This window comes from Bacillus sp. F2HM (assembly GCF_019266135.1).
GTDB lineage: Bacteria > Bacillota > Bacilli > Bacillales > Bacillaceae > Bacillus > Bacillus safensis.
Genome location: NZ_LRMO01000012.1, coordinates 104,165 through 123,477, shown reverse-complemented (window position 1 = coordinate 123,477; position 19,313 = coordinate 104,165). Strand labels below are relative to the sequence as shown.

At 41.1% G+C, this 19,313-nt stretch carries 20 protein-coding genes; all 20 read right to left on the bottom strand.

The genetic code is table 11. The annotated features are described in order from the left end of the window. Positions 1–6 precede the first annotated feature (6 nt). Positions 7–1,599 (bottom strand): flagellar basal-body MS-ring/collar protein FliF, encoded by a 1,593-nt coding sequence (gene fliF, locus AWT60_RS09385; RefSeq protein WP_218677166.1) that lies wholly within the window; start codon positions 1,597–1,599, stop codon positions 7–9. A 49-nt stretch (positions 1,600–1,648) separates the two neighbouring features. Then, complete coding sequence (fliE, locus tag AWT60_RS09380) at positions 1,649–1,966, bottom strand: flagellar hook-basal body complex protein FliE (protein ID WP_076839565.1); 318 nt, start codon at positions 1,964–1,966, stop codon at positions 1,649–1,651. 11 nt (positions 1,967–1,977) lie between these two features. Next, positions 1,978–2,430 carry a flagellar basal body rod protein FlgC gene (flgC, locus tag AWT60_RS09375; protein ID WP_024424179.1) on the bottom strand — a complete coding sequence of 151 codons (453 nt, stop codon included), beginning with the start codon at positions 2,428–2,430 and terminating at the stop codon, positions 1,978–1,980. After that, complete coding sequence (flgB, locus tag AWT60_RS09370; RefSeq protein WP_041108983.1) at positions 2,430–2,819, bottom strand: flagellar basal body rod protein FlgB; 390 nt, start codon at positions 2,817–2,819, stop codon at positions 2,430–2,432. Before flgB ends, flgC begins: the two co-directional genes overlap by 1 nt. Positions 2,820–3,107: 288 nt before the next feature. Beyond that, a complete protein-coding gene (gene codY, locus AWT60_RS09365) occupies positions 3,108–3,887 on the bottom strand; it encodes a GTP-sensing pleiotropic transcriptional regulator CodY (RefSeq protein WP_041108981.1) in 780 nt (259 codons plus the stop codon). 34 nt (positions 3,888–3,921) lie between these two features. Then, positions 3,922–5,322: an ATP-dependent protease ATPase subunit HslU gene (hslU, locus tag AWT60_RS09360; RefSeq protein ID WP_041108980.1), complete on the bottom strand. Its 1,401-nt coding sequence runs from the start codon at positions 5,320–5,322 to the stop codon at positions 3,922–3,924. A 16-nt stretch (positions 5,323–5,338) separates the two neighbouring features. Continuing rightward, positions 5,339–5,884: an ATP-dependent protease subunit HslV gene (gene hslV / locus AWT60_RS09355; protein WP_024424181.1), complete on the bottom strand. Its 546-nt coding sequence runs from the start codon at positions 5,882–5,884 to the stop codon at positions 5,339–5,341. A 14-nt stretch (positions 5,885–5,898) separates the two neighbouring features. Beyond that, positions 5,899–6,816 (bottom strand): tyrosine recombinase XerC, encoded by a 918-nt coding sequence (xerC, locus tag AWT60_RS09350; RefSeq protein ID WP_087978882.1) that lies wholly within the window; start codon positions 6,814–6,816, stop codon positions 5,899–5,901. A 62-nt stretch (positions 6,817–6,878) separates the two neighbouring features. Continuing rightward, positions 6,879–8,183 (bottom strand): FADH(2)-oxidizing methylenetetrahydrofolate--tRNA-(uracil(54)-C(5))-methyltransferase TrmFO, encoded by a 1,305-nt coding sequence (gene trmFO / locus AWT60_RS09345; RefSeq protein ID WP_024424183.1) that lies wholly within the window; start codon positions 8,181–8,183, stop codon positions 6,879–6,881. Between the two features lie 70 nt (positions 8,184–8,253). Next, a complete protein-coding gene (gene topA, locus AWT60_RS09340; RefSeq protein ID WP_218677165.1) occupies positions 8,254–10,329 on the bottom strand; it encodes a type I DNA topoisomerase in 2,076 nt (691 codons plus the stop codon). A gap of 192 nt (positions 10,330–10,521) precedes the next feature. Further along, positions 10,522–11,424 (bottom strand): DNA-processing protein DprA, encoded by a 903-nt coding sequence (dprA, locus tag AWT60_RS09335; protein ID WP_218677164.1) that lies wholly within the window; start codon positions 11,422–11,424, stop codon positions 10,522–10,524. A 63-nt stretch (positions 11,425–11,487) separates the two neighbouring features. Further along, positions 11,488–12,390 (bottom strand): succinate--CoA ligase subunit alpha, encoded by a 903-nt coding sequence (gene sucD, locus AWT60_RS09330; protein WP_007499624.1) that lies wholly within the window; start codon positions 12,388–12,390, stop codon positions 11,488–11,490. Positions 12,391–12,412: 22 nt separating this feature from the next. Beyond that, positions 12,413–13,573, bottom strand: coding sequence for an ADP-forming succinate--CoA ligase subunit beta (gene sucC / locus AWT60_RS09325; RefSeq protein ID WP_024426972.1), 1,161 nt, complete (start codon positions 13,571–13,573; stop codon positions 12,413–12,415). Positions 13,574–13,749: 176 nt separating this feature from the next. Continuing rightward, positions 13,750–14,025: a FlhB-like flagellar biosynthesis protein gene (locus AWT60_RS09320; protein WP_003211418.1), complete on the bottom strand. Its 276-nt coding sequence runs from the start codon at positions 14,023–14,025 to the stop codon at positions 13,750–13,752. Beyond that, positions 14,022–15,761 carry a hypothetical protein gene (locus AWT60_RS09315; protein WP_041084866.1) on the bottom strand — a complete coding sequence of 580 codons (1,740 nt, stop codon included), beginning with the start codon at positions 15,759–15,761 and terminating at the stop codon, positions 14,022–14,024. Before AWT60_RS09315 ends, AWT60_RS09320 begins: the two co-directional genes overlap by 4 nt. A gap of 26 nt (positions 15,762–15,787) precedes the next feature. Next, positions 15,788–16,552, bottom strand: coding sequence for a ribonuclease HII (locus tag AWT60_RS09310; protein WP_073979487.1), 765 nt, complete (start codon positions 16,550–16,552; stop codon positions 15,788–15,790). A 76-nt stretch (positions 16,553–16,628) separates the two neighbouring features. Next, complete coding sequence (gene ylqF, locus AWT60_RS09305) at positions 16,629–17,477, bottom strand: ribosome biogenesis GTPase YlqF (RefSeq protein WP_024424188.1); 849 nt, start codon at positions 17,475–17,477, stop codon at positions 16,629–16,631. 90 nt (positions 17,478–17,567) lie between these two features. After that, entirely contained in the window at positions 17,568–17,915 is a 348-nt protein-coding gene (gene rplS / locus AWT60_RS09300; protein WP_008354510.1) for a 50S ribosomal protein L19, read from the bottom strand. Positions 17,916–18,052: 137 nt separating this feature from the next. Then, positions 18,053–18,787 (bottom strand): tRNA (guanosine(37)-N1)-methyltransferase TrmD, encoded by a 735-nt coding sequence (gene trmD, locus AWT60_RS09295; RefSeq protein WP_041084868.1) that lies wholly within the window; start codon positions 18,785–18,787, stop codon positions 18,053–18,055. After that, a complete protein-coding gene (gene rimM, locus AWT60_RS09290) occupies positions 18,784–19,308 on the bottom strand; it encodes a ribosome maturation factor RimM (protein WP_041084869.1) in 525 nt (174 codons plus the stop codon). Before rimM ends, trmD begins: the two co-directional genes overlap by 4 nt. Positions 19,309–19,313 lie beyond the last annotated feature (5 nt).

Genomic DNA, 19,313 nt, shown 5'->3' with positions numbered 1-19,313 from the left:
TTCCTCCTAATCCTCGGACAGCCAGCTGCGTAGCAATTTAGCAAAGTCTTCTGGTTTTTCTTTTGCCATTTTTTCAAGCTGATTTTTTCTCACCATTTCTTCTGTTTCTGGTTCAGTGTCGATATCAGGAACATCGATTGGTGTACGTTCATCAAACTCAAACTCTTCTTCCTCATCTCTTCTACGCTTGCGTACAAGAAGAATGATAAGAGCGATAATTGCAAGTAGGAGCACACCGCCTACAATATAAACCCAGATTGGAATATTGTTTGAAGGGTTATCTGCCGCAGTTTGCTGTTTACCGTCTAATTTTGATACAGATAAAACGATTTTGTTATCTAAGTCTGCTTGAGTGAGCGCTTGACCATTTGTGTATTCTTTATCAATCGATGTGCTAATGATCGTTGAAAGAATCTTTTTGATATCATCTTGTCTTTCAGCCGTTAAAGAGTTTACATCGTTTGCAGTTGGTGGTTCGACCAATGCTTGAATGCCAACATCTCTAATTTTATAAGGGCTTTCTTTGATATCTTTATGAATGCGGTTGACTTCATAATTGATGCGATCTTCGCTCTTTTCGTAATCTCCGCTTCCATTCGCTCCATCGGCACCTTGATAATTTGTGACATCATCGTCACCTGTTCCAGCAGTGCCTCCAGCTGCTGCGCCATTACCTGAATAAGTTTCAGCAATCTTTTCAGCGCTGACAGCAATTCCCTGCATGTTTTCTTTATCAACAGGTTCTACAAGGTCTTCTTTTCTTTTTTCTTCAGTAAAATCAATGTCTGTTGTGACCGATACAGCCACTTTATCTTGACCCATCATTGTTCCGAGCAGCTGCTGAATTTTTCTTTGAAGGTTCTTTTCGATTTCCTCTTTTTTCTGCTGCTGTGCATCCATTCCACTTGCATAGGAATCGGAGCTGGTGTTTAAGTCGTAGTAGTTGGAATCTTGGTCCATAATGACAATGTTTTCTGTTTTTAAATTCGGCACACTTTTTGAAATAAGATGATAAAGGCCTTTTACTTGCTGCGGTGTGAGCGTGTAGCCAGGCTCAACTTGCAGCACAATGGATGCTGATGCATTACTTTGCTCTTCTCCAACAAAAACGGAATCTTTTGGCAGGTTAATCATAACTTTTGAATCTTTAATCCCATCAATCTTGTTGATCAGATTGGATAGTTCTGTCTGAGTTGCGTCTACTTTCAGAACATCAAATTCATTATCTGTTAAACCGAAGCCTGAATTGTTTGCAAAGAAGGAATAATCAATGTTGCCTGTCTTAGGGAGCCCTTCGGATGCGAGTGTTACTTTTAAAGAATCTGCTTGCTTTTCTGGAACGAGAATCGTTGTTCCATTGTTTGCAAGTTCCGATTTAACGTTTTTGCCATCTAGTTCCTGTTTGATTTGTCCAGCTTCTGCCTCAGACAAGTCTCTAAAGAGCGGAACCATTTTTTCAGAAGAAGCAAAGATGCTAACAACCGTAATAATGATTGCTAGGGCAGCAACGCCGCCAATCATGAGTATTTTTTGTAATTTTGATCGATTTCGCCAAAACTCAACTGTTTTTGTTCTTAATTGCATTAAAGTACGATTCATCTTAACCCCCGGTCATTCCATTCAGTCTTTTTTTGTCCACCAGCACCTCCTACATCTGCATTCTCATAATCTCTTGGTACGCTTCGACTGCTTTATTTCGAAACTCTGTTGCAGCTGTGAGTGTAACACTCGCTTTTTGTGAAGCAATCATGACTTCATCGAGATTGACATCTTTTCCTTGTGCAAGCGCATTTGTATACTGGTCTGATTTCAGCTGTGATTGATTTAATGCCTCAATGGAATTCTTCAGCACATCAGAGAAATTCGTTTGACTTTTAGGTGCAGCCGCCTGAACGGGCGATGCATTCGTCAATTCACTTGCTTGCTGAGCAGTTTGAAGCTGGAAAGGAGATATTGCATTAACCAATTGTTTTCACCTTACTTTCCTATTTCTAAAGCTTTCATCAGCATGCTTTTGTTCGCATTTAGAGCAGTCACGTTTGCTTCATATGATCTTGAGCTGCTGATGAGGTCGACCATTTCTTTTAATGGATCGACATTTGGTGTTTGAACATATCCATTTTCATTGGCATCGGGATTTGTAGGATCATATTGAAGGTTGAATGGAGTTTCGTCTTCAGTAATCTTTGTTACTTTGACGCCGTTTCCTAATTTGCCGCTCGAATTCATACTTGAGTTCAATATAGATGAAAACGATTCACCTGACGGCTGTAATGTGACAAGCTTACGTCTATAAGGCTCCCAGTTGCCATCAACCTGTTTAGCTCTTGTTGTATCCATATTTGCAAGGTTTGAGGATACAACGTCCATTCTGAGCCTCTGTGCCGTTAATGCTGAGGCCGAAGCGTTCACTCCTGAAAAGATTGACATCACTTACCTCCTGTCAAAACTGTTTTAAGAGAATTGAATTTCCCGCTCATTCTTTCCACCAGCGCATTATACTGAATTTGGTTTTTAGCGAGTTCACTCATCTCTTGATCAATATCGACATTATTTCCGTTTTCTTGATAAGAAGTACGGTTGCTCGAAACAACTGAATAATTAGACCCTTTTTTTGAAAAATCAATGTGTCCTTGGTATGTTTTTTTAGCATCTAATTTGATTGACGCATCATTTAGCATGTCATGGAATGCGACGTTTTTCGACTTGTAGTTCGGTGTGTCTATATTTGCGATATTATTGCTTATGACTTTTTGCTTAACATTCGCTCTGCCCAAGGCATTCTCAAGGTTGCTTATCGTTCCAGAAAATATATCCAAAACCATATACCTCCAATCATATGTATTTCATTCCATTTAATCATGTCGAGATTTGTAAAACCATATGTTCATTGTAAGAAATAATAGGATTAAAGTCTATGATGTATATGTAAAAAAAACTCGTAATATATATCTATTTTACGAATAGGTATAAAGACCTAGATTCAAAGCACTACAGATTTGTAAGGGGTTTCTTGGAAAAAAGAGTGACATTTTTCGGACAAATCCTCATTTTTTCACATAAAAAAACCCTTTTCAGCCTTTATTTCGGCCAAAAAGGGTTTTGGATTAATGAGATTTTAAATTTTCGAGTTCAATTAAAAATTTGTTGTTTAACACTTTGATGTACGTTCCCTTCATTCCAAGAGAACGAGATTCAATCACGCCTGCACTTTCTAACTTACGTAAGGCGTTTACGATCACTGAGCGCGTGATCCCTACACGGTCTGCAATTTTACTTGCAACGAGAAGACCTTCGTTTCCATCCAGCTCTTCAAAAATGTGCTCAATCGCTTCAAGCTCACTGTATGAAAGAGAGCTAATCGCCATTTGGACAACCGCTTTACTTCTTGCTTCTTCTTCGATTTCCTCTGCTTTCTCGCGAAGAATCTCCATTCCAACAACTGTAGCCCCGTATTCAGCAAGAATTAAATCATCATCTTTGAATGTATCTTGCAAGCGGGACAGGATTAACGTACCTAAACGATCTCCTCCACCGATAATTGGAACAATTGTTGTTAAACCTGATTGGAATAAGTCACGGTTTTCAATCGGGAAAGCTGTATATTCACTGTTAATATCAAGGTTTGAAGACGTTTCAGGGACATTGAATAGACTCTTTGTATATTCTTCAGGGAACTGACGATCTTCAAGCATTTTTTTCATACGTGCATTTTCGATCTGTTGATTAATGGAGTAGCCAAGAAGCTTTCCCCTTCTGCTTAATACGAAAATGTTTGAATCAATGACATCTCTCAGTGTTTCTGCCATTTCTTTAAAATTAACTGGTTTCCCCGCTGCATCTTGCAGCATTGAGTTAATAATCCTTGTTTTTTGTAGTAACGCCATAATAATGATCCTCCTAGATTACTTTATTCATTTGTTAAAGTATAAATTGACTTAAATCTTTGTTATTTGCAATCTTTCCTAGCTTCTCTTCAACATACTGAGGGGTAATGGTCACTGTCTCCATCGTAATATCAGGCGCCTCAAATGAAAGCTCTTCAAGCAGCTTCTCAAGTATGGTATGAAGCCTTCTTGCACCGATGTTATCTGTCTCCTGATTGACATGATAAGCCACTTCGGCAATCTTATGAATAGCATCGTCAGAAAATTCAAGAGATATACCTTCTGTTTCAAGTAAAGCTTTATATTGCTTTAATAATGCATTATCTGGTTCCGTTAAGATTTTCACAAAGTCTTCTATACTTAATTTATCTAATTCTACACGGATTGGGAAGCGCCCCTGAAGCTCTGGAATCAAATCTGATGGCTTTGCCATATGAAATGCACCTGCTGCAACAAACAGCACATGATCAGTTTTAACGGCACCATATTTCGTCATCACAGTTGAACCTTCTACAATCGGTAAAATATCACGCTGAACCCCTTCACGAGAAACATCTGCAGATGATGCACCACCGCTTTTGGCGATTTTGTCGATTTCATCGATAAAAATAATTCCTTGCTGCTCTGCTTTGTAGACCGCTTCCTGACTGACTTCATCCATATCAATCAGTTTTGAAGCTTCCTCAGCCGTTAACGCCTTTCTTGCTTCTCTGACAGTCAGCTTTCTGCGTTTTTTCTTTTTAGGCATTAGATTGCCGAGCGCATCCTGCATGTTCATACCCATTTGCTCCATACCCGAGCCTTGAAGCATATCAAACATGGAAGGCTGCTGTTCTTCTACTTCAATCGTAACGTAATGATCTTCAAGTTCTCCCATCGCCAGCTGATGAGCGATTCGCTTTCTTGTCGATTCGAGTTCCACTTCTTCATTTGAATGATCTCGATCACGGTCATCTTCATCAGAGGCGCCAAACAGCATCTCAAACGGATTTTTCACAGACTGGCTTTTTTTCTTGCCAGGAACAAGTAAATGAACAAGACGTTTATTTGCTTGTTTTTCTGCTTCCTCTTGAACATCTTTCATCTTTTCTTCTTTGACGAGTCTAATCGCTGTTTCAACTAAATCTCTCACCATGGACTCTACGTCACGGCCGACATAACCCACTTCAGTAAATTTCGTCGCTTCCACTTTAATAAAAGGCGCACCAGAAATTCGAGCAATTCTGCGGGCAATCTCTGTTTTCCCCACACCTGTTGGACCGATCATTAAAATGTTTTTAGGAACGACTTCATCCTTAAGCTTATCATGCAAAAGACTTCTTCTGTAACGGTTTCTTAAAGCCACCGCCACTGCTTTTTTCGCATCAAGCTGACCAATGATGTATTGATCAAGCTTTTCAACTATCTCTCTTGGGGTGAACGGCTTTTTCTCCATACGTCTCATGTCCTTTCTATTCAAGCTCTTCTAAAGTGATTTGATCGTTCGTGTAGACACAGATTTCTCCGGCCGTTTCAAGAGCGGCCTTTGCAATTTCTCTCGCTGAGAGATGATCACCTGCGTGGGTTTTGAGTGCTCTCCCGGCGCTAAGCGCATAGTTGCCGCCTGAGCCAATGGCCAAAATCCCATCATCTGGTTCAATGACCTCTCCTGTTCCAGACACAAGCAGGATGCTTTCTTTGTTCATGACGATGAGCATAGCCTCAAGCTGCCTTAGCATCTTGTCACTTCGCCATTCCTTCGCTAGTTCTACGGCTGCCCGCTTTAAATTACCACCATATTCTTCAAGCTTTGTTTCAAACTTTTCAAAGAGTGTAAAAGCATCGGCTACTGAACCTGCAAAACCTGCAAGCACCTTGCCTCCGAAAAGACGGCGCACTTTTTTTGCTGTGTGTTTCATCACGACAGCCTGCCCGAAAGTGACTTGACCGTCGCCAGCCATTGCACTTTTTCCTTTATGCTGAACGGCAAAGATGGTTGTTGCATGAAATGATGACATGAAAAAACCTCCTTTTAGGATCGTTTAAAAGCCCTTGGGTGATGAGACATGTACGTGTTTCTTAAAGAATCTTTTGATACATGCGTGTACACCTGTGTAGATGATAAATTTGAATGACCGAGAAGTTCTTGAACACTTCTCAAATCCGCCCCCTCGTTTAAGAGATGCGTAGCAAAGGTGTGCCTTAACATGTGAGGATGGATATGTAATGTACCTGACGCCTTTTTCATTAATTCAGTGAGAATGAATCGTACACCTCGGTCTGTAAGAGGCATCCCGCGCTGATTCAAAAACACATGAGTATCAGCGCGGTCTTTCCCTTTAGATTTCAGCTTCTGCCTTCCATCCTCTAAATAAGTAATGAGCGCTTCATGAGCATATGACCCGAAAGGAACATACCGCTGCTTGCTGCCTTTCCCATGAACAAGCACTGTATCCATCGATAGATCAAGATCAGATTCTTTTAATGAACATAACTCACTGACCCTCATACCTGTTGCATAAAGAAGTTCTAAAATGGCTTGATTTCTTTGCCCAAGCGGTGTGCTGACATCAGAAACTGTAAAAAGCTCTTTTAGTTCCTCTTCATACAAAAATGAAGGAATCCGCTTATCCTGCTTTGGTAAGCTAACGAGTAAAAAAGGATTTTCTTTCACAAGCTGTTCTCTTAATAAAAATTTATAAAAGCTGCGAAGCGCAGAGACTTTCTTACTAATCGTTCTTCTTGTCAGGCCTTTTTCATAAGCTTCTGTTAAATAAATTCTCGTATCTTGATAGGATACCTCTTCAAAACCGTCTATTCCTTGAATGTTCATAAATCTGACAAACTCTTCAATGGCTTCTGTATATCCTGAGATCGTTAAAGCTGAATAGTTTTTTTCAATTTGCAGATATTCAATGAATAAGTGGACAAGACGCTGTTTATTCGTCATTTTTACACCTCTTTAAGGCTTTTAAATGGTATCACATATCTTGCTTTCCGTGCAATGTTTTACTACAGAGATTTCGAAATAGTTTGAATAGTTTCGATTGCGCGCTTAGCGTACTCTGCATAGCGTTCTTGTTTGTTCTTAATTCGAACACCTAGATCTTTCAGCAAACCAAAATTCGCATTCATCGGCTGGAAGCTTTTCTTGTTTGTCGATGTGATGTAGTGAGCCATACTGCCAATCGCCGTCTCCTCAGGAAGTGTCACAAGCTCTTCTCCTTTGACAAAACGAGCGGCGTTAATTCCAGCCACAAGTCCGGACGCTGCGGACTCGACATACCCTTCAACGCCTGTCATTTGTCCGGCAAAGAATAGGTCATCTCTATTTTTAAACTGATAAGTCGGTCTTAAAAGGCTTGGGGAGTTAATAAATGTATTACGGTGCATCACGCCGTAACGAACAATCTCTGCTTCTTCAAGACCTGGAATCAAACGGAATACTTCCTTTTGATCGCCCCATTTCAGATGTGTCTGGAAGCCAACGATGTTATATAAAGTACCTGCTGCATCATCCTGTCTTAATTGAACAACAGCGTAAGGTCTTTTTCCTGTTTTCGGATCTTCCAGTCCTACTGGCTTCATCGGACCAAACAGCATCGTTTTCTTTCCTCTTTTCGCCATGACTTCAATTGGCATACAGCCTTCAAAGAAGATTTCTTTTTCAAATTCTTTTAATGGCACAGTTTCAGCAGAAATGAGCGCCTCATAAAAACGATCGAATTCTTCTTCTGTCATTGGACAGTTTAAATAAGCAGCTTCTCCTTTGTCATAGCGAGATTTCAAGTACACCTTATCCATATCAATGCTGTCTTTCTCTAGAATAGGTGCCGCTGCATCGTAGAAATAGAGATATTCTTCTCCTGTTAACGATTTTAATTCTTTGGAAAGTGCTTCAGATGTCAGCGGGCCAGTCGCGATAATTGTCGGACCTTCTGGAATGCTCTGCACCTCTTCTTGAAAGACAGTAACATTCGGATGATTTTTCACGCGGTCTGTCACGTTTGCTGCAAATTCATGACGGTCTACTGCAAGCGCGCCGCCAGCAGGAACTGAGCTTTCATCTGCTGCTGCGATGATAGCTGAATCTAAATGACGCATTTCTTCCTTTAATACACCTACTGCATTTGTCAAAGCATTCGCACGCAGTGAGTTGCTGCATACAAGCTCCGCAAATTTATCTGTGTGGTGAGCCGGCGTTTGTTTCACAGGTCTCATTTCATATAAATTGACTTTAATTCCTCGTTTAGCGATTTGCCATGCTGCTTCACTTCCAGCTAAACCGGCTCCGATCACATTTACAAATTGACTCATTGTACAACTCTCCTATTTCGTAAGGTCTGTTTGATGACATAAAAAAGCAGGTGAACAAGGCTGCTCACCGCTATTTTTGTTGTTCCTCTTTATAATCACAGTTGACACATTGAACTTGAACGCCTTTTTTCAGCTTTTTCTCTACAAGCATATTTTCGCATTTTGGACACTTTCTTTCAATTGGTTTGTCCCAAGAGACGAATTCACACTCTGGAAAACGATCACAGCCATAAAAAATGCGGCGTTTTTTCGATTTTCGTTCAACAATGTTTCCTTCATGACATGACGGGCATTTGACACCGATATCTTTGACAATTGGTTTTGTGTTACGGCAGTCAGGAAAGTTAGAGCACGCCATGAACTTGCCGTATCTACCCATTTTGTACACCATCGGATGTCCGCACTCTTCACAATCAACACCTGCGTATTCCGGCTCAATCTCAACTTCTTGCATCTCTGCTTCAGCTTTTTCTACCCGTTTTGCAAAGTCTTGATAGAAGCTGTCGATAATACGAACCCATTCGATCGTACCTTCTTCAACACTATCAAGTTCCTTTTCCATTTTCGCTGTAAATTCAACGTTAATGATTTCAGGGAAGAATTCAATGATTAAGTTGAGTACAATCTCTCCAAGCTCTGTCGGAGTAAATCGTTTATTATCAAGTGCGACATAGCCGCGCTTTTGAATTGTATCTAATGTTGGTGCATACGTAGATGGACGGCCTATACCGAGCTCTTCAAGTGTTTTGACCAATCTTGCCTCAGTGTAACGCGGAGGCGGCTGTGTGAAGTGCTGTTCAGGTTCAATATCTTTTGAAAGAACTGTGTCCCCTTCTTTCAGATCAGGAAGCATTTTGTCCTTTTCCTCTAGCTGGTCGTCCTTTCCTTCCACATAAACCTTCATAAACCCAGGAAATTTCACTTTACTTCCATTCGCACGGAAAGTAAGACCGTTATGATCAAGATCCACACTCATTGTATCAAGAACAGCCGGCGCCATTTGGCTTGCCACGAATCGTTCCCAAATCAATTTGTACAGACGAAGCTGATCACGGCTTAGCACGTGCTTGACATCTGCCGGTTTTCTTAACGTAGAAGTTGGGCGGATGGCTTCGTGAGCATCTTGTGCATTTTCATTCTTTTTGGCCGGGCGTTTTGTTGTATTTAAGAAATTCTTGCCGTACGTCTGATCAATGAAGGCAGATACTTCTTCAATCGCCGTATTGGAAATACGTGTGGAGTCCGTTCTCATATATGTAATGAGACCGACTGTTCCTTCTTTACCAAGATCAATTCCTTCATATAATTGCTGTGCAATCATCATCGTCTTTTTCGCACGGAAGTTTAATTTTCTTGCAGCTTCCTGCTGTAAAGTAGAAGTCGTAAACGGAACGGCTGGATTACGTTTACGCTCTTTTTTCGTTACTTTCTCTACAGAGAATTTGCTTCCTTTTAATTTCGAAAGGATTTCATTTACATCTTCTTTTGTTTTCAATGGATGTTTTTTGCCATTGAGGCCAAAGAAACTCGCTTCGAAGCTTTCTTTTCCTTTAAGGAATGTACCGTCAATTGTCCAGTATTCTTCTGGTTTAAATTCATTAATTTCATTCTCGCGATCAATAATCAGGCGGAGTGCAACTGATTGAACACGTCCGGCACTTAAGCCCTTCTTCACTTTCTTCCATAAAATCGGACTGATTTTATACCCAACGAGACGATCTAAGATCCGTCTTGCCTGCTGCGCATCAACTAAGTCCATATTGATCATACGTGGATGCTTAAAGGAATCTTTAATCGCATCCTTTGTAATCTCGTTAAAAACAACGCGGCAGTCAGAAGAGAGGTCAAGGTCAAGGCTGTGTGCTAAATGCCAAGCAATCGCTTCTCCCTCTCTATCGGGGTCAGCTGCGAGATAGACTTTCTTTGCTTTTTTCGCTGCTGTTTTTAATTCTTTCAAAACTGGGCCTTTCCCGCGAATCGTAATATATCTCGGTTCGAAGTCATGCTCAGTGTCAACACCGAGCTGACTTTTCGGTAAATCCCTTACGTGCCCCATTGAAGCTTTTACTTTATACTTTTTTCCTAAATAACGCTCAATCGTTTTCGCCTTTGCTGGCGACTCAACGATGACTAAATAATCAGCCATACTCAAAATCCCCCTTAAGAGGTGTTCTCTCTTTATACATTTCACAATTCATATTTATGTTAATTGCACCTATCTAACAGGCAATCATTAAAAATTCTTTATGATGAACATCATTATAAACACGAAAAACAAAGTGTAAACTTAAATCCTCACTATTATTAAATATTCCGATGTCTTTTGTCAAACGATATTTTATGAGAGTTCAGTATATTGAACGCTGTGGAAGGAGAATTCCTCTAAAATATCCTTTGTGGAATGAACAAGCTTTGCCCCCTGCTGAATGAGTCTTGCCGGACCTGTGGAATTAGAATCAAAGATGGATCCGGCAACCGCAAATACTTCTTTGCCTTGCTCAAGCGCTTGATAGGCTGTAATAAGAGAACCGCTCTTTTCTTTGCACTGAATCACGATGGTCCCTTTCGTCAATGCACTAATTAAACGATTTCTCATTGGAAAATGCCACTTTTCTGGTTTGACATAAGGTGGATGCTCTGACAAAAGCAAATGATGTTCGCCCATGTATTGAGCCATTTGTGCATGTTCTTTTGGGTATAAATGCTGAAAGCCGCCTGCTATAATGCCGATTGTTTTCCCTTTTTTCCTGATGCACTCTTTATGTGCCAGTCCATCGATTCCTTTAGCTAAACCACTGACAATCATCCACTCTTCCTTGACAAGCTCACCAACAATTTTCTTCACACATGCTTCTCCATAAGATGATGGAATTCTTGTGCCGACTACACCTAAACTTTTTTCTTCATTTAAATATGATACGTTTCCTTTTAGGAATAACACAGGGGGAGGATCATAAATATTTTTTAGTGTGCTGGGATATAAGGGTGATGTGATGGGAATCATGTGAATGTTTTGCGTTAAATAGGCTTGAACGATGTGTTGAAAAATGGGGAATTCATTTTCTTCAGCTTGTTTTAAGCGGGTAAAGTCGATCGTTTGGAATGCTCGATCCTGTTTAAAATGATGTGTTTCTTCATTTATATATAGCTCAGGATCGACTTTCCACCATTTTGTAAGTAAAGAGGGTGAGATGAGGCCTTTTAAGCGGTGAAAAATCATTCTTTCGGACACGTTGTACATACCATTCCTCCAGTATAAGATAGAAAGAAGAAGACTTGTCAAAGAACAAGTCTTCTTGTGTCATTAATGCGTTTTACAAGCTTCGAAGAGATTCTTCTCTTTTAATACTTTAATCAACGTTTCTCCCATGACAGATGGTGTTTCTGCCACTTCAATTCCACATTCACGCATTGTTTTTACCTTTTCATCAGCTGTTCCTTTACCACCAGAAATAATGGCACCAGCATGTCCCATACGTTTTCCTGGAGGCGCCGTTTTACCGCCAATAAAGCCTACGACTGGTTTAGTCATATTTGCTTTTACCCATTCAGCTGCTTCTTCTTCAGCCGTACCGCCGATTTCACCGATCATAATCACAGCATGCGTTTCAGGGTCTTCATTGAATGCTTTTAACACATCAATAAAGTTTGTCCCATTTACCGGGTCCCCCCCGATTCCTACAGCTGTCGATTGACCAACGCCAGCTTCTGAAAGCTGATGTACCGCTTCATATGTAAGCGTTCCAGAACGAGAAACAACACCCACATGACCTTTTTTATGAATGTAGCCAGGCATGATACCAATTTTACATTCTTCAGGTGTAATGACACCTGGGCAGTTTGGTCCAACAAGTCTTGTTTTCTTACCTTCCATGTAACGCTTCACTTTGACCATGTCAAGCACTGGAATATGTTCAGTAATACAAATGACGAGATCGACTTCTGCGTCAACAGCCTCTAAAATGGCATCTGCCGCAAATGGTGCTGGTACATAGATAACAGAAGCGTTCGCTCCAGTTGTTTGAACTGCTTCAGATACAGTATTAAATACAGGAACTCCTTCTACTTCAGTTCCACCTTTTCCAGGTGTGACACCGCCAACAATATTTGTTCCGTACTCAATCATTTGTTTTGTATGGAACAATGCGGTTGAACCGGTAATCCCCTGAACAATTACTCTCGTATTTTTATTAATAAATACACTCATTTAGGTTCCCTGCCTTTCTGCTCTACTTGACTAAAGATACAATCTTTTCTGCCCCGTCAGCCATAGACTCAGCAGAAGTGATATTTAAGCCTGAATCACTCAGGATTTTCTTCCCTAATTCAACGTTTGTTCCTTCAAGACGTACAACAAGTGGTAATGTTAAACCGACTTGTTTCGTCGCTTCAACAACACCTTCTGCAATGACATCACATTTCATGATGCCGCCAAAAATGTTCACGAAAATCCCTTTTACATTTTGATCAGATAAGATGATTTTAAATGCTTCCGTTACTTTTTCAGCTGTTGCACCGCCGCCAACATCTAGGAAGTTTGCAGGGTCCCCGCCGTAATGCTTGATGATATCCATTGTAGACATCGCAAGACCTGCTCCATTGACCATACAGCCAATATTTCCATCTAGAGAAATGTAGCTTAAGTCATATTTAGATGCTTCAATTTCTTTTGGATCCTCTTCATCAAGGTCACGGTATTCTAATATATCTTTTTGTCTATATAAGGCATTGCTATCAAAGTTTAATTTTGCATCAAGTGCCATGACTTTTCCATCGCCTGTTACAACCAGTGGATTAATCTCAGCAATTGAACAATCTTTTTCAATAAACGCATTGTAAAGGCTTGTCATAAACTTAACAGCTTGGCCAACTAATTTTGTTGGAATATTAATTTTAAATGCTACTTCTCTCGCCTGATAGCCTTGCAAGCCAATCGCTGGATCGATAACAACTTTCACGATTTTTTCTGGCGTTTTTTCTGCTACTTCTTCAATTTCAGTACCGCCTTCTTCAGATGCCATCAATACAATTCTTGATGTCGCTCTGTCCAAAACTAGTCCAACATAGTATTCCTTTTGAATATCGCAGCCTTCTTCAATAAGTAAGCGTTTTATTTCGCGCCCTTCAGGCCCTGTTTGATGTGTGACAAGTGTCTTGCCGAGTAATTCCTCTGCAAACCCTTTCACTTCATCTTTCGTTTTTGCAATTTTTACCCCGCCTGCTTTACCACGGCCGCCTGCATGAATCTGTGCTTTTACGACATATACAGAGCTCCCTAGCTCTTCTGATGCTTTCACTGCTTCATCAGGTGTAAATGCTACTTTACCATTTGGAACTGAAACCCCATATTTTCTTAGGATTTCTTTTCCTTGGTACTCATGGATATTCATTTCCCATCCTCCCAACATATGTAGAAACAAAAATTATAAAATAGACTGCGCTTTCATTTTAAAGAATAAAAAAGAGAATGTCTAGGGTTCTATGTAAAATCGTAAAATCCTTCTAAACATTCAAACTTTTATTTTATTAAAAATATAAATTTTTCAGTCAAATCACTTATTTTACCTTATTTTTTCATTTTTTGATCTAACCTGTAGATAAACGAAAAAATTTCTGCTACAGTATCGTATAACGCTTCAGGGATCTCCTCATCTAATGTTAAGTGGCGCATGAGTTCGACTAAATTGCGGTCTTCCTGGATAGGGACTCCCGACTTTTTTGCTTCTTCAATAATATGATCTGCCACATAGCCGCTGCCTGTTGCAACGACTTTTGGCGCCTTTTGTTTTTCTTCATCGTAATGCAGAGCGACCGCTCTTCTAAGCGGTTTCGAATCCTTCATACTCGTAAGTCCAGCCCTTTCTCGCTGATTTTATGAAAGTGTTCATCTAGAAATTGAGACGGATCTACTGGCTCTTGTCTCTTTTTTGCTGTAATTCCCGTTAAACTGTATCCTAGAGCATTTAAATTCTCCCGAACAGCCGGAATCATCGGATTAATGGTTCCTTGCAGTTCATGAGCTGTCTCGACAGTAATGGACATGACCTTTTGCTGAATCGTACAGTCTATTAAGGTTTCTTCAAGGTTTTCCATGTTTAAATAAAACATCAGGCGGCACTGAGAAATATCAATAGAGCCATCTTTTTTCTTATGTCCCTTTAGTATAAAGGTTAAATCTTGAACACTATGTTTTGAGAAAAGAGGATAGGAAACCATCATTTGACTGACGGTTTGGTTCTCCTGCTGCACAAATAACTGTCCATTCAATCTATGAAATAATTGATCCACTTCTTTTTTAACGTGCTCTGGTAAATCAGCCTGTCTCACATCATTTAAGGTAAGCTTTAATTGGTGCAGCTCCTGACTTTTGACATCCTGGCTGCCTTTTTCAAGCAGTTTTAGCATACCAATTTCATCACGCACACCGATTGCCTTTTTCATCGTCATTAGTAAATCGAGCACATCAGTTTTATTGCTTAATGTTGGTTCAGTCTGCTGCACCGCCTGAGCCAATGCTTTCGCCTCCGGTTTCGAAAGGAATGGAAACTCTTTTTGCAATACAGCTGCTTTTGCGTCAGGCTGAGAGCCTGCCTGCTGGAGTCCGTGCAGCAATGCTGTGAGCTGTTTTAAGTTTGGTTCTTGCTGCCCGTCTGCACCTTGTTTCATCAAGCTGGCCAGTATCCGCTCAATTTGCTGAAGCGGGATTTGCAGCTCTTTTGGACTTGTTGACTGCTGCTGCACGTTTGTCTGAAGAACTTGGGACGGCAGACGCTCTTGAACGATTGGGGCATGGCTATTTTCTTTTTGCTGAGACGGATTGAGCTGAGTCGTTACTGGTAAACTGCCGCCTTGCTTCGCCTCGCCTTCTCTCGCTGCTAGAAGGACTGATAAGAGCTTTTCTGCATGGACGGCTGTCTCTGCATCTACAACTGACCGAACGGCTTGTGTAAGGGTCTGTGTAGCATCTGTGTGCTTCGGAAGCTGTGTTAATTGATTTAACAGCGCTGTTATATCCTGATGAAGAGCAGAGGATGATTTCACGGCTAAAATAGATTGAAGTACCCCTTGCTGGATCGGTAAATCTTTCTTTAAAGCAAAGAGGAGTGCTTGGAGCCCTTTCTTCACATCAGCTCCTTGAAGCTGTTCGATCCATTTCACTGCCGTTTTTAACTCTCCTTCGTTAATGACGGACTTTTCCTTTAAAAAAGCTGTAGCTGTCAGCATGTTTTCAAGCCCATTTTTAAGTGAAAGTCCTTCTAATAGTTTGGCTGCTGCATCCTTTAACGTCTTAGGATCTTGATCAAATTGCTGAACGGGTCTTAGTTTATTGAGGCTGCCGCCGCCCTCTTGTTCAAATTGGAACCAATAAAATGCGTCTGCTTTAAGCTGGGCCGCCAGCTGCGCTTTTATTTTCGTTGAGCCTATTTGAACAAGGGCTGTATCATCTCCAAGCATTTTTAGTACTTTACCGAGAATCAGCCGATGAACATTTTCCTTCCCTTCGGTGTTTAATGGAACAGATTCAGCCGTATTCAGCCGGCTATTCAGTGCTGTATGTATGTCCTCAACTCTTGTCATCACAGGCAGCCTCCTTAGATTAAAATTTATGATATAACAGATTTCACTGGCGCAAACGATAATCGGTGGATTGGGACCGCACCATGTGTTTGAATCGCAGCCAAGTGCTCTTTCGTTCCGTATCCTTTATGTTTTTCAAATTGATACTCAGGATACTTACGCCCATACTCTTCCATGATCTGATCCCTAGTCACCTTCGCAATACATGCACCTGCTGCAATGGATGCACTCTTTGCATCTCCTTTTATGATATTCTCCTGGTGAGTTGAAAGCGGGAGTGTCATGGCATCTATGAGTAGATAATCTGGTGTATAAGTTAACTGCTCCACAGCTCTCACCATCGCCAGTCTTGATCCTTCATAAATATTGATTTCGTCAATCGTAGCTGCATCAACAATGCCGATTCCGATATCAAGTGCTTCTTTTTGAATTAAATCATAATAAGCCAATCTTTTTTTCTCAGATAATTGCTTTGAGTCGTTTAAACCGAGCAGGACTGTATCTTCCTTTAATATGACGGCTGCTGCCACAACTGGGCCGGCGAGCGGTCCTCTTCCTGCTTCATCTATTCCAGCAATACACGTGTATCCCTGCGCCTTTGCTTTGTTTTCAAATTGCAGCATGTCATCCCATGCCACGCGAAGTGCTTGCTGCTTTTCTCTCTCTTTGTGCCACTTTTCTATGAGTTTTTGGACACTTTTTCTCGTATCACCTTTTACAAGCTCACGAATGTATGACTCGTCGCCTGCATGCTTTTCTATTAGTTCTTTTATTTGTTTCACCGTGTACATAGGCTTTTTCGCAGCCTCCTTCTTTATATCGGCAATTTTTCGCAAAAAATAAAGACCCGCATGAGCTGCGTGTCTTTTAGCTTTCAGGCTTCTCAAAAGTGAGGGGACCAAATTTTTCTGTTCGAATATCCCGAATAATGATTTCGGTGGTTTTGTCATAGTTAATGAATCCCCCGCTCATTAGACAGCCGCGCTTAGTACCAATTGCATCAAACAGCTCAACCGTATCTTCAGGTATCTCCGCTAGGTCATAGCGTTTTTTTAATCGCTCTGGGTAGTTCTCTTCTAGAAAACGAAGTGCATACACAGCGACATCCTGTAAGTTGATGATCGAATCTTTGATCGCTCCAGTCACCGCAAGTCTGAGTCCTACTTGTTCATCTTCAAACTTCGGCCAGAGGATTCCAGGGGTATCGAGCAGTTCTAATTCTTTCCCTACCTTTACCCATTGCTGTGATGTCGTTATACCAGGGCGGTCTCCTGTTTTGGCAATGTTCTTTTTCGCTAAACGATTGATTAAGGTCGATTTTCCGACATTGGGAATCCCGATAATCAGTGCTCGAATGGCACGTGGTTTGACGCCTTTTGCTTTCATGCGGTCGAACTTTTCTTTTAAAATTTCTTTTGAAGTTGTGATGATCTGATTTAACCCTTGTCCATCGACAGAGTTAATAGCCAGTGACCGAACGCCTTGCTGCTCAAAATGCGCCTGCCACTCCTTTGTCATACGAGGATCTGCTTTATCAGCTTTGTTTAATAGCATGATTTTGGGTTTATTTTGAAGGATTTCTTCGATCATTGGGTTTCTAGAGGACATCGGAATTCTTGCATCGGTTAATTCAAATACGATGTCGATGAGCTTTAATTTTTCTGTGACTTCACGTCTTGCTTTTGCCATATGGCCTGGAAACCATTGAATCGTCATATGTGCACCTTCTCTCTTCTACCTGTTATCTTTATACATTGTACAAAAAAAGAGCCTGTTACAGGTAACAAGCTCTTTCCTTTGATATCATTATCGTCTGATTTCTTTGATACGAGCCGCTTTACCGCGAAGTTCACGTAGGTAGTAAAGTTTCGCACGACGTACCTTACCGTGACGTACAACTTCGATCTTAGCGATTTTTGGTGTGTGTACAGGGAATGTACGCTCAACGCCTACACCGTAAGAGATCTTACGAACTGTGAAAGTTTCGCTGATTCCACCACCACGACGCTTAATTACAACACCTTCAAAGATCTGGATACGCTCACGAGTACCCTCGACAACTTTAACGTGTACACGTAAAGTGTCACCAGGACGGAACGCAGGAAGATCAGTGCGTAATTGTTCTTTTGTGATTTCTTCAATCAAATGTTGCATCGTTTTCAACTCCTTCCAACAGATGCTCATGTCCTCTTTCTTCATTGCAGCGGAACATCGTTTTCAAACTTGGATCAGCAAGCCGTCCAAGTCACAAGTAGTATCATACCATACCTCTATGCCGTGTGCAATACAATCTAGTCATTATGAAGCTGCCAAAGCCATCTTTTTTCTTCTTCCGTTAACGTTTTGCACGAATCGATCAAATCTGGCCGTCTTGTATAGGTTCGCTTCAATGATTCTTTGCGCCGCCACTCTTCTATTTTGGCATGATTTCCAGAGAGGAGCACATCCGGCACTTTTAGTCCTTTATAATCCGCTGGCCTTGTATAGTGCGGGTGCTCAAGCAGACCTGTACTGAATGAATCTTCGATGTGAGACGCTTCTTTTCCAAGCACATGAGGCAAAAGCCTGACCACACTGTCTGCAATCATCATCGCTGGCAGCTCTCCGCCTGTGAGGACGAAATCTCCGATTGAGATCTCATCTGTGACAAGATGCTCCCTGATGCGCTCATCGTAGCCTTCATAGTGGCCGCAAATGAACATAAGATGCTCTTCTTTTGCAAGTTCTTCTGCCTTCTTTTGTGTATATCTTTCCCCTTGAGGACAGACAAGAATAACTCGGGGCTTCGTGCTTGCTTTCTTCGTTAAATCTTCTACCGCATCAAATACGGGCTGTGCTTTCAGTACCATACCAGCACCGCCGCCATACGGATAGTCATCCACTGTTTTATGCTTATGATCCGAATACTCTCTAAAATTGACAACATGAAATGAGACAGCTTCTTTCTCCTGTGCTTTTTTTAAGATTGATGAGTGAAGCACACCTTCGAACATTTCAGGAAAAAGGGTTAAGAAGTCGATTTTCATTCGTCAATGAGTCCTTCCATCACTTCAATGTGTACAGTTTTGGATGAGATATCAATGTTTTTGACGACAGATGGAATATATGGAATGAGGGCATCTTTTTTGCCTTTTCTTCCAATCACCCACACATCATTTGCCCCTGGTGTAAGAATTTCTTTGATTTGACCGATCAGCTTGTCCTCTTCATCGTATACTTCACAGCCAATGATTTGGTGGAAATAAAATTCTCCTTCGTCTAATGACCCAAGATGTTCTTTTTCTACCTTTAAGATCGACTCTTTCAGAAGCTCTGCTTCATTTAATGAGTTGATTTCTTCAAATGTGAGCAAATCAAACTGTTTGTGCTGGCGGTGTGCTGCAACAGTCACTTTCAGCGGCTCTTTTTGACCTTGTTTAAAAATATAGAGCACGCTTCCCTTTTTGTAGCGCTCTTCTGGGAAATCCGTCTTTGACACGACGCGTACTTCTCCGCGCACTCCGTGTGTATTGACGATTTTTCCTACATTCAACCATTCTAGCTCCATGTTCT

What these genes read in the sequence shown, in the direction of transcription:
- fliF (WP_218677166.1), bottom strand. Translation starts at nt 1,599, where the DNA reads ATGAATCGTACTTTAATGCAATTAAGAACAAAAACAGTTGAGTTTTGG.
- flgC (WP_024424179.1), bottom strand. Translation starts at nt 2,430, where the DNA reads ATGTCAATCTTTTCAGGAGTGAACGCTTCGGCCTCAGCATTAACGGCA.
- codY (WP_041108981.1), bottom strand. Translation starts at nt 3,887, where the DNA reads ATGGCGTTACTACAAAAAACAAGGATTATTAACTCAATGCTGCAAGAT.
- hslU (WP_041108980.1), bottom strand. Translation starts at nt 5,322, where the DNA reads ATGGAGAAAAAGCCGTTCACCCCAAGAGAGATAGTTGAAAAGCTTGAT.
- hslV (WP_024424181.1), bottom strand. Translation starts at nt 5,884, where the DNA reads ATGTCATCATTTCATGCAACAACCATCTTTGCCGTTCAGCATAAAGGA.
- xerC (WP_087978882.1), bottom strand. Translation starts at nt 6,816, where the DNA reads ATGACGAATAAACAGCGTCTTGTCCACTTATTCATTGAATATCTGCAA.
- trmFO (WP_024424183.1), bottom strand. Translation starts at nt 8,183, where the DNA reads ATGAGTCAATTTGTAAATGTGATCGGAGCCGGTTTAGCTGGAAGTGAA.
- topA (WP_218677165.1), bottom strand. Translation starts at nt 10,329, where the DNA reads ATGGCTGATTATTTAGTCATCGTTGAGTCGCCAGCAAAGGCGAAAACG.
- dprA (WP_218677164.1), bottom strand. Translation starts at nt 11,424, where the DNA reads ATGTACAACGTGTCCGAAAGAATGATTTTTCACCGCTTAAAAGGCCTC.
- sucD (WP_007499624.1), bottom strand. Translation starts at nt 12,390, where the DNA reads ATGAGTGTATTTATTAATAAAAATACGAGAGTAATTGTTCAGGGGATT.
- sucC (WP_024426972.1), bottom strand. Translation starts at nt 13,573, where the DNA reads ATGAATATCCATGAGTACCAAGGAAAAGAAATCCTAAGAAAATATGGG.
- AWT60_RS09320 (WP_003211418.1), bottom strand. Translation starts at nt 14,025, where the DNA reads ATGAAGGATTCGAAACCGCTTAGAAGAGCGGTCGCTCTGCATTACGAT.
- AWT60_RS09315 (WP_041084866.1), bottom strand. Translation starts at nt 15,761, where the DNA reads ATGACAAGAGTTGAGGACATACATACAGCACTGAATAGCCGGCTGAAT.
- AWT60_RS09310 (WP_073979487.1), bottom strand. Translation starts at nt 16,552, where the DNA reads ATGTACACGGTGAAACAAATAAAAGAACTAATAGAAAAGCATGCAGGC.
- ylqF (WP_024424188.1), bottom strand. Translation starts at nt 17,477, where the DNA reads ATGACGATTCAATGGTTTCCAGGCCATATGGCAAAAGCAAGACGTGAA.
- rplS (WP_008354510.1), bottom strand. Translation starts at nt 17,915, where the DNA reads ATGCAACATTTGATTGAAGAAATCACAAAAGAACAATTACGCACTGAT.
- trmD (WP_041084868.1), bottom strand. Translation starts at nt 18,787, where the DNA reads ATGAAAATCGACTTCTTAACCCTTTTTCCTGAAATGTTCGAAGGTGTG.
- rimM (WP_041084869.1), bottom strand. Translation starts at nt 19,308, where the DNA reads ATGGAGCTAGAATGGTTGAATGTAGGAAAAATCGTCAATACACACGGA.